The 8,684-nt window shown below is 62.4% G+C and carries 9 protein-coding genes; 5 read left to right on the top strand and 4 right to left on the bottom strand.

All coding sequences use genetic code 11. The features are described 5' to 3' along the window. The first annotated feature begins 488 nt into the window (after positions 1 to 488). Positions 489 to 827: a hypothetical protein gene (locus tag ACXJL8_RS25985; protein WP_456623728.1), complete on the top strand. Its 339-nt coding sequence runs from the start codon at positions 489 to 491 to the stop codon at positions 825 to 827. After that, positions 820 to 1,695, top strand: a complete 876-nt coding sequence (locus tag ACXJL8_RS25980; protein WP_456623729.1) for a hypothetical protein — start codon at positions 820 to 822, stop codon at positions 1,693 to 1,695. Before ACXJL8_RS25985 ends, ACXJL8_RS25980 begins: the two co-directional genes overlap by 8 nt. A gap of 42 nt (positions 1,696 to 1,737) precedes the next feature. On the opposite strand, the gene ACXJL8_RS25975 is transcribed toward ACXJL8_RS25980, so the two are convergent. Further along, entirely contained in the window at positions 1,738 to 2,541 is an 804-nt protein-coding gene (locus ACXJL8_RS25975) for an MBL fold metallo-hydrolase (protein WP_456623730.1), read from the bottom strand. Positions 2,542 to 3,114: 573 nt separating this feature from the next. Then, positions 3,115 to 3,255 (bottom strand): hypothetical protein, encoded by a 141-nt coding sequence (locus tag ACXJL8_RS25970; protein ID WP_456623731.1) that lies wholly within the window; start codon positions 3,253 to 3,255, stop codon positions 3,115 to 3,117. Here ACXJL8_RS25970 and ACXJL8_RS25965 point away from each other — a divergent pair. Next, on the top strand, positions 3,254 to 3,943 hold the full coding sequence (locus ACXJL8_RS25965) for a helix-turn-helix transcriptional regulator (protein WP_456623732.1): 690 nt from the start codon (positions 3,254 to 3,256) through the stop codon (positions 3,941 to 3,943). The two genes, ACXJL8_RS25970 and ACXJL8_RS25965, sit on opposite strands and share 2 nt — an antisense overlap. A 38-nt stretch (positions 3,944 to 3,981) precedes the next feature. On the opposite strand, the gene ACXJL8_RS25960 is transcribed toward ACXJL8_RS25965, so the two are convergent. Further along, entirely contained in the window at positions 3,982 to 5,595 is a 1,614-nt protein-coding gene (locus ACXJL8_RS25960; RefSeq protein ID WP_456623733.1) for an acyl-CoA synthetase, read from the bottom strand. 154 nt (positions 5,596 to 5,749) lie between these two features. Here ACXJL8_RS25960 and ACXJL8_RS25955 point away from each other — a divergent pair, with 154 nt between their 5' ends. Together ACXJL8_RS25955 and ACXJL8_RS25950 are read left to right on the top strand one after the other, a co-directional pair. Continuing rightward, positions 5,750 to 6,955 carry an ABC transporter substrate-binding protein gene (locus tag ACXJL8_RS25955; RefSeq protein WP_456685833.1) on the top strand — a complete coding sequence of 402 codons (1,206 nt, stop codon included), beginning with the start codon at positions 5,750 to 5,752 and terminating at the stop codon, positions 6,953 to 6,955. Between the two features lie 350 nt (positions 6,956 to 7,305). After that, the gene (locus tag ACXJL8_RS25950; RefSeq protein ID WP_456624414.1) at positions 7,306 to 8,109 is read left to right on the top strand and encodes a hypothetical protein; all 804 of its coding nucleotides are present in this window, start codon (positions 7,306 to 7,308) and stop codon (positions 8,107 to 8,109) included. A gap of 44 nt (positions 8,110 to 8,153) precedes the next feature. Here ACXJL8_RS25950 and ACXJL8_RS25945 read toward each other — a convergent pair whose 3' ends face one another. Further along, positions 8,154 to 8,642, bottom strand: a complete 489-nt coding sequence (locus tag ACXJL8_RS25945; protein ID WP_456685832.1) for a DUF2059 domain-containing protein — start codon at positions 8,640 to 8,642, stop codon at positions 8,154 to 8,156. Positions 8,643 to 8,684 lie beyond the last annotated feature (42 nt).

Genomic DNA, 8,684 nt, shown 5'->3' with positions numbered 1-8,684 from the left:
CTCAGTGCGCCGTAGGTCTTGTAGGCGAGCTTCATGGCCGGAAACACAGTGCCGGACTGGAGCGTAACGTCCCCCGCCTCGAAGATCTCGTAGTCGCGTTGCGCCGTCATGCCCAACTCCCGCCCACACGGCGGCAGAACGCGCCGCGGTCTGGACAATGCATCGATCGTGCCGAGCCCCCTACGGACGCATCGTTGCGCCACGCTTAATAACTGTACCGCAAGTACAGTTATTAAGTCAAGGCAAGGGAATCGCTGCTCGTCCAAAAGCAATCATTGGCGTGGGCAACAGCCCGCGACCGCACCCCAGCGAATGAGAAGAAGTAGCCTCAATACAATGGCCGGGTCTTGACGAGACATCGTCTCACGCTAAGGTAGCATCATTTCCTGCGGCACGCGGAAGGACTATTCGTTCTTCAGTGTCGCGCCTTCATTGCCACTGCTTACGCTACCGATGTCAATTTTTTGAAAGATTATGGATAGACTCTCTTGACAGACGTTGACCCAGCAGGTGCGACGCCCCAGGCGCCGGCCACTCCGCAGCAAGATCCGGCGACAACCGCGGAAAAGCTTTTGATGCGTCGGATCGAACTTTCGGCCGCGCCCATCGGTCGTATGATCAACGTCATCAGCTTGATTGCCGGAATCATTGCCGTCGCAGTCATTGGTTCAGTCATCACACTGGCGATTATCGGCAAGGACATACCGGATCAGCTGTCCAACTGGGGCGGAATCATCCTGGGCTTCTATTTCGGCCAGTTCATCAACCTGGTCAAAGACTACATGGGCATCATCCAAACCGGACAGGGCGGGACGCGCAGTGCGTAGTATTCGCCGGAGATGCATCGCCGGTTTCTTTGTCGCGCTGACAATCTGGGTTGCGGGATTCGGTCGAACCCTGGCCCAAGATTGCCAGGGCGGCACGACGAGGGTCGCCCACCGTACCTTCTTTTCATCCGCTTACGCAGGGAGGCTGGCAATTGCCGTCAATGCCGCAAGCAAGGAGAGAGCGCGAGCCGCCGAAAGCTATTGTGTTCTGAACGAGCAGTATGGATCAATGGCGCAGGTAAGGCCGCGCTACGATCAAATCTATCTCGTGTTCAACAACCAGCCGGTGGTTTCGCCCGAAAACGCAGAGACATCCTTTCTAGGCATCCAGGTCAAGAAGCAATCCGAGGATGGCATATCGTCCGTGACAATGCGACGGGAGGGAGACAGTTGGATCGATCGTCCGCTTGACCGAAGATACGCTACTCGACAGTTCACGAGACGAGGCGATGACACCACCGTGGTAGCACAAGCGCACCAAAGGACCCAGGTTGCCTCGACCATGATCACATCGGATCTGCTGGCAGGATTTACGGATGCGGCCGAGCAGGAGTTTGCCGGGCGGGTGAATGGAAGTGTTCACGGCGCAGTGCGGCCTCGGGACGGCGTAGGTCCCAAGCGAACATGGGATTACCGCGAGCGACTGACGTTTGTCGGCGGTCAGCTTCCCGGCAGTTCACCTCCTTTCAGCGTGACCGCGATCTGGATCTCCTTTGCGCAGCGCTCGACAGGACAAGGATTATGGACGCCGGATAGAAGGGTGGTGACTGGAATCCGTCGCGGCGGCGCCAGCGAGATGGACATCGAAATGTTCGGCTCGAACCCCGAAATTCCGTCCTACCGTTATCTCGTAAAATTTGCGAACTGACGGCCATTTCCCGACTTCGCGATCTCCGACCGAGCAGGCGCCTCAGGCGATAGCCGCGATATATCGCGCCACCGACGCCGCGAACGCAGCCTTGGCCCCAGTGGCGATGTTGCGGTCCCACCAGGCGCCGTAGATGCGGTCGAAGGCAAGCGGCTCGACCGCCGCCGCGATCCGCCGCACCGCAGCCGCGTTGAGCGGCATGTAGTTCGGATAGGAGTACATGAAGCTGACGAAGCGGCGGTCCATCGTCACCTGTGCGATGTCGCCGGTGAGCAGTGCGCCCTTGCCGTCAGCGCCCCGCGTCCAATGCAGCATGGTGGCGCCGGCGAAGTGACCGCCGGTGCGCAGCAGCAGCACCTCGTCCGAGATGCGATACTCATCGCCGGTCCAATGCACGATCGCGGAATGCGGCCGCGTCACCCATTCGCGATCATCCGCGTGCAGATAGACCGGGATTCCGCCGAAGGCATCGCTCCAGTCGGCAAGCGCGCCAAAATAATGCGGATGCGAGATCGCGATCGCTTTCAGCCCGCCGAGCGAGCGCACATGCGCGATCGCCTCCGGCGTCGCCAGCGGCACGCAGTCCCACATCACGCAGCCCTCCGCGAGCGGCACCAGCAGGGCGCGCTGGCCGATGGCAAAGCTCGGCTCGAGTGCAAGGCCGGTGAGACCGAGATCATCGCGCCAGACCAGGCGATGGCTTTCCGCCAGAGCCTCGCGGGTGAGGAAGGTCTGTCCCTTCCAGTTCACGAATTGCCGTTCGTCCTCGCAGATCGGACAGGAGGCAGGCGGATGTCCGCTGTCCGGGAATTGCGCGCCGCAGGTTTCGCAGGTCCAGAGGGGCATGGCCAGGATCCGAAAGAGGCTGGGACGGCGTGAAGTGACATCGCCGCGCGGACGCAAGTGGGGAGAAACCAAATTTGTCAACGCAGGTTACGTTCTGGTCTAGGCCGGCGCAATTGGCCGGACATCACGATCAGTTTCGCGCTCGGCAGCCGGATCGCGGAGTGGATTGGCTACGGCCCGACCTTCCGGCTGCCCGGCGGCTTCGGCCTCGCGTCGATGGCGCTGTGGCTGGCATTCGGGGCTGCGGTGAAGAAGTATCGAGGCTCGCCGCCGGGGGGACGTCACGGCGCCAACTGCTTTTGCAATTCGGGCAAGGCTGCGGCACCTGGTCGCGGTCTTAACGCGTCATCGCGAGTGGCTTTTCACGCAATCGGGCGCTTTTGCCGCTTGCGGCGCATCGGTGCGAAGATACAACCTGCAACACATCGCAACGAACCTTCCTTCTCGATCGATGATCCAGCCTCAACTCTCGTTCGATGGCGACCCGAATGGCCTGGCCTATGAAAGATGGCGCGAGCAGTTTTGCCGCCAGGTGGCGAACGTCGATTTCGTTCCGATCGGGGATGAGCGCGTTCACCGGGCCATCTCGCCGGCCATTCTTCCCCGCCTCAGACTCTCGGCCTCATTCGGCACCCCGATGTCTTTCGTGTCGTTGGGGACGAACGACGAATTGGTGATTACGACGTCGCCGAATTCGGCGTTGAGCGGGGCCATGGGAAAACGTCCGCTGGAGGTCGCTGCCGGCGACATCACGATAGGTGACCCCTCGATCAAGGGCGCCCACATCACCCAGATCACGCATGGCAATTTCCAGACCGCGCTGCTGCCGCGCAAGGCGCTGCTGCGCGCGTGCCCGAACGCCGAGGACCTGATCGCGCAATCGATCCCCGGCGCCAATCCGATCACGTCGATGTTCCTGCGATACTATGACCTCGCCCATACATATGCCGACAAGCTCGCGCCCGCGGAGCTCGACGCCGTCTCGCAGCATTTGTTCGACCTCGCCGTGCTGATGATCGGCGCGCGCGGCGATGTCGCCGAGGAGGCGCGCATGCGCGGCCTTGCGGCGGCGCGTTTCGAAACCCTCAAATCCGACATCCTGGCGCAGCTGGACAATCCCGCGCTGTCGCTCACCGTCCTTTCAGCCGCGCACCGGGTCAGCCCGCGCACCATCCAGCTGCTGTTCGAGCAGGCCGGGATCACGTATAGCGGCTTCGTGCTGGAACAGCGGTTGCTGCGTGCCGAGCGGCTGCTTCGAAATCCTGCCATGCGCACGCGCAAGATCATCGAGATCGCACATCTCGCGGGATTTCACGACGTATCCTACTTCCATCGTGCGTTTCGCCGCCGCTTCGGACAGACGCCCGACGACGTCAGGAAGCTCGCCGGCGGCGCCGGCTAGGGAAACGCCGCCGCGACGCCGCCGAAACGGCGCCCGACCTACGTCCCAAAGTTCTTCTGGATCGCCTTGTCGAGCGTCTCGCCGCCGACGAAACGCTGGCGCAGCTCGCGCTTGAGCAGCTTGCCGCTCGGATTCTTCGGCAGGCTGTCGACGAAGATGACGCGCTTCGGCACCTTGAAATGCGCCATCTGGCCGGCGCAATGCGCGATGACGGCGTTCTCGTCCAGCTTCTCGCCGGTCTTGACCACGACAATCGCGGTGACCGCCTCGATCCAGCGCGGATCGGGCAGCCCGACCACGGCAACCTCGGAGACCGCGGGGATGCGGTAGACCATCTCCTCGACCTCGCGGCTCGCGACATTCTCGCCGCCGGTCTTGATCATGTCCTTGACGCGGTCGACCACGGTGATGTGGCCTTCGGCATCGACTGTGGCGAGATCGCCGGAGTGAAACCAGCCACCGGAAAACGCCGCCGCGGTCTTGACGGGGTCATTGTAATAGCCGGACAGCAGATGCGGCGAGCGGTGCACGATCTCGCCGACCTCACCGACTTTCACGTCCTCCATCGCCGTGTTGACCACGCGCGTCTCGACATTGAGCACGGGCTTGCCGGCCGAGCCGGCCTTGCGCAGCTGGTCCTCCGGGCGCAGCACGGTCGCGAGCGGCGCGATCTCGGTCTGGCCGTAGAAATTCCAGAATTTGACGGCGGGCAGGCGGCGCTGAAGTTCGAGCAAGACTTCCACCGGCATGATCGAGGCGCCGTAATAGCCTTTTTGAAGCGTCGACAGATCGGTCTTGTCGAAATTCGGCGAGCGCAGCATCGCGATCCAGATCGTCGGCGGCGCGAAGAAGGAGGTGATCCTGTGGGCCTGGATCAGCGCCAGAATGTTGTCGGCGGTCGGCTTGCCGGTGATCACGCCGGAGGCGCCGAGATAGATCTGCGGCCCCAGGAAGACGTCGAGCTGGGCGCAGTGATAGAGCGGCAGTGCATGCAGGAACTTGTCGTCCACGCTCATGCCGCCGTCGATGATGCAGCTGACATACTGCCACATCACGGCCTCATGGGTCAGCATCGCGCCCTTGGGCAGCGACTCCGTGCCGCTGGTGTAGACGATCTGCGCGAGGTCGCGGCTGTCGACGGACGCCTCCAGGAACGAGCCGTCGGCATGAAGCAGATCGTCGAAGGTGGTGAGGCCCGCGGGCGCCGTGGCGGGGTCCTCGCCCGGCAGCCAGATCAGCTTCTCGACCGCGCAGTCCCTGGCGCTCGCGGCCTTCGCCGGTTCGACGAAATCAGGACCGGTCGCGAGCAGCTTTGCGCCGGAACTCTTCAGGATGAAATTGATCTCGTCCGGATTGAGCATGAAGTTGACCGGCACCAGCACCGCGCCGATCCGCGCCACCGCGAAGCGCAGCGCCGCGAACGCGTGCGAGTTGCGCGAGAGCACGGCGAGGCGATCGCCCTTCTTCACGCCAAGACCGAGCAGGCCACGGCCGAGCCGGTTGCAGATCGCGTCCAGCTCGGCAAAGCTCCAGCTCACGCTGCCGCAGCTCACGGCGAGCTTGTCCGGCTCGCGCCCCGCTGAGCGGCGCAGGAGATCGCCGATGGAATGCTCGCGGGCCTTCGAGATGGTGGCTGCGGTGTCGCTCGACATTTCTACTCCCCAAGATTTGCAATTTGCGCGAAGCGTAGTCGGCGCTGTCGGCCGGGTCAAATTGCCTGCACGCTGGCGTCATGACGCAAGAATTTGCTCCTCAACGGGGCAAATTTGGGCTGGTGCACCAACTAAGAATATCGGGGGAAATGCCATGTATCGGATCGCGCGCGCCGCCTTTGCGGCCGGGCTGCTATCTGCGTTTCTCATCGACGCGTCGTCCGCCCAGCAGACCCCGCTCAAGATCGGCGTGCTCTCCGACTTCTCCTCGGTGTATTCCGACATCGGAGGCCAGGGGAATGTCGAGGCCACCAAGATGGCGATCGAGGACTTTGGCGGGCAGATGTTCGGCAAGTCGATCGACATGGTCTCGGCCGACGTGCTCAACAAGCCCGACGTCGCCTCCACCATCGCCCGCAAATGGTGGGAGACCGAGGGCGTCGATATGATCATCGACCTGCCGACCTCGGCCACCGCGCTGGCGGTGATGGAGCTGTCGAAGCAGTACGAGAAGATCATGATCGTGACGGACGCGGCGAGCTCCGACATCACCGGCAAGTCCTGCTCGCCCTACACCGCGCACTGGACCTACGACACCTATGCCAACGCCCACACGGTCGGCAGCGCGATCGTCAAGAATGGCGGCGATACCTGGTTCTTCCTCACCGCCGACTACGTGTTCGGCCATTCGGTCGAGCGCGACACCGGCGACGTGGTGAAGGCGGCCGGCGGCAAGGTGCTCGGCGGCGTCAAGCATCCGCTCAACACCGCCGACYTCTCSTCGTTCSTGCTCCAGGCCCAGGCCTCCAAGGCCAAGATCATCGGGCTCGCCAACGGCGGCGGCGACACCATCAACGCGATCAAGCAGGCCGGCGAATTCGGCATCGTCGCCGGCGGACAGAACCTGGCTGCGATCGTGATGTTCATCTCCGACGTGCACAGCCTCGGCCTGAAGCTCGCGCAGGGCCTGATCATCACCGAGGCCTATTACTGGGACCTCAACGACAGGACCCGCGCCTTCGGCAAGCGTTTTCTGGAGCGCGTCAAGCGCATGCCGACGATGAACCAGGCCGCAACCTACAGCGCGACGCTGCACTACCTGAAGGCCGTGCAGGCCGCCGGCACGAAGGACACCAAGACGGTGATGGCGAAGATGCGCGAGCTGCCGGTGCGCGATGCCTTCACCGACAACGGCAGCTTGCGCGAAGACGGCCGCATGGTGCACAGCATGTACCTGTTCCAGGTCAAGAAGCCCGAGGAGTCGAAGGGCCCGTGGGATTATTACAAGCTGCTCGCCGAAGTGCCCGCCGACCAGGCGTTCCGGCCGCTGAAGGACGGTAGCTGCCCGCTGGTGAAGTGAGGCAGGCAAGGTGCGTAGGGGGTTAGCGCAGCCTAACCCACCTCTTGCGTTTCCGCCGACACGGAAGTGGTGGGTTACGCCGAGCGAACTGCGGTTCGCACAGCCGCGGGGCTAACTCCCCCCCGAAGCCCGGTGCAGTCGCGCGCGAACGAAGCGATCAAGGCGCGGCAGCCGCAATGCCTCATGGTTGCCGTTTCAATTTTTTACAATTTGTAATATACATCACACGTGTGCGCCACCGACTACGGCAAGATCGAGGCGATCGGATACGTTCCGAACTGACGCCCGGCAAATCACTCCACAAGTTTTCATTGCACATCAATTCATTCGCCACCCGATCGGGAGGGACTATGACCTTACGCCGCGCAATATTGTTTGCGACTGTCGGCCTCGTCACCACCGGCGCGCTCGCCGCCGGCCTCGATGACTATGTGATGGTGACTTACAACACCCAGGGCACCAAATGGGGAACGGACATCAGCTCGCTCATGCTGAAGGACGCCTACCAGGTCGTCGCCGTGCAAGAGGCCGGCCCCAAGCCCGACATGTGGGGCACTGGCAAAGTCGTGAACACTGAAAAATGCACGGACTCCTCGGGTCACACCGAGACTTTCCAGGTTCTCCAATACGCATGGAACAACGGGAAGAAGCCAGCCTCCGTCTTCTTCCTGAATTCCGATACCATTGGGCACAGGGTCAATGCCGCCTTCGCCGTGGACGCGACGATATCTCCCACGAGCGCGACGATTATCTGTCCCCAGCAAGACAACACGAAAAAGGGGACGCCCGGCCGTCCGATCCTGGGGATCACGATGCCGAACCATGCGATGTACTTCACGATGCATGCGGGATCGTACGGCAACAATCAGTATAACGATGCCGACAATATCGTGTCGGCGGTGACCAACCTGTTGAAGGACAAGAGCACCTGCTGGGCTATCCTCGGTGATTTCAACCGAGAACCTGAGCAACTGAAAAACGTGACAAAGGATCAGCGCGTCAACACCGGACAGCCGACCCATATGGGCGACACTCCACGCGAACTCGACTACATGATCGTGCGCAGCCAACAATGCAGGGGAGATCTCCTTGCCGAACGCCTGAATGGAAAAGGCTCGGACCACATCCCTGTGGGGTTCAAAACCAAGAAATAGCCGCGGGCGAGCGCGCGAAGCCTCATCATTGGGCTGCGCGCGATTCAGAGCTTGTGCCCCCTCTGGCGCAGCGCCTCGATGAGGCGCTGCTTCAGCTCGTCGGCGGCTTTCTGGCTGACGTCCTGGCCGATTTGCGCGCTGGCCTGCGCCAGCGCATCCGACTTCTCCAGAAACTTCCGCCCCACAGGCTGGGCGTAGAACGCCTCGATCTGGCGCAGCTCGTCGACGGTGAAGACCGCGGCGTAGAGGGCCGCGATCTGATCGATCATCGAGGCGACGAACGGCGCGTAGATCTCGGATCCGGGCGCCGTCATAGCATCATAGTCGCGCTCGATCTCCGGCCTGTCCTGGGCGACCACGGGCCGGAGCTTGAGCAGGAGCTGCGGCAGCAGCACGCGATACTGATCGGCGATCCTCAGCGTGACCACGAGCTTGCGTGCCGCAGTCATCGCCTCGGGTGAGGGCGTTTGCGCCGCCGCACCGCAGACGAGGAGCAGGAGAGCCCCGGCAATCGTCAACAAGCGTCTGCTCATGGACCTCTCCGTGAGACGGCGACTGGCGTCACGATGCTTTCA

It is taken from the genome of Bradyrhizobium sp. P5_C11_2, from assembly GCF_054049755.1.
This window is presented reverse-complemented; position numbering and strand designations above follow the sequence as displayed.

Coding starts and splice junctions, on each gene's coding strand:
- ACXJL8_RS25950 (WP_456624414.1), top strand. CDS start 7,306: ATGACCTTACGCCGCGCAATATTGTTTGCGACTGTCGGCCTCGTCACC.
- ACXJL8_RS25965 (WP_456623732.1), top strand. CDS start 3,254: ATGGGAAAACGTCCGCTGGAGGTCGCTGCCGGCGACATCACGATAGGT.
- ACXJL8_RS25960 (WP_456623733.1), bottom strand. CDS start 5,595: ATGTCGAGCGACACCGCAGCCACCATCTCGAAGGCCCGCGAGCATTCC.
- ACXJL8_RS25975 (WP_456623730.1), bottom strand. CDS start 2,541: ATGCCCCTCTGGACCTGCGAAACCTGCGGCGCGCAATTCCCGGACAGC.
- ACXJL8_RS25945 (WP_456685832.1), bottom strand. CDS start 8,642: ATGAGCAGACGCTTGTTGACGATTGCCGGGGCTCTCCTGCTCCTCGTC.
- ACXJL8_RS25970 (WP_456623731.1), bottom strand. CDS start 3,255: ATGGCCCCGCTCAACGCCGAATTCGGCGACGTCGTAATCACCAATTCG.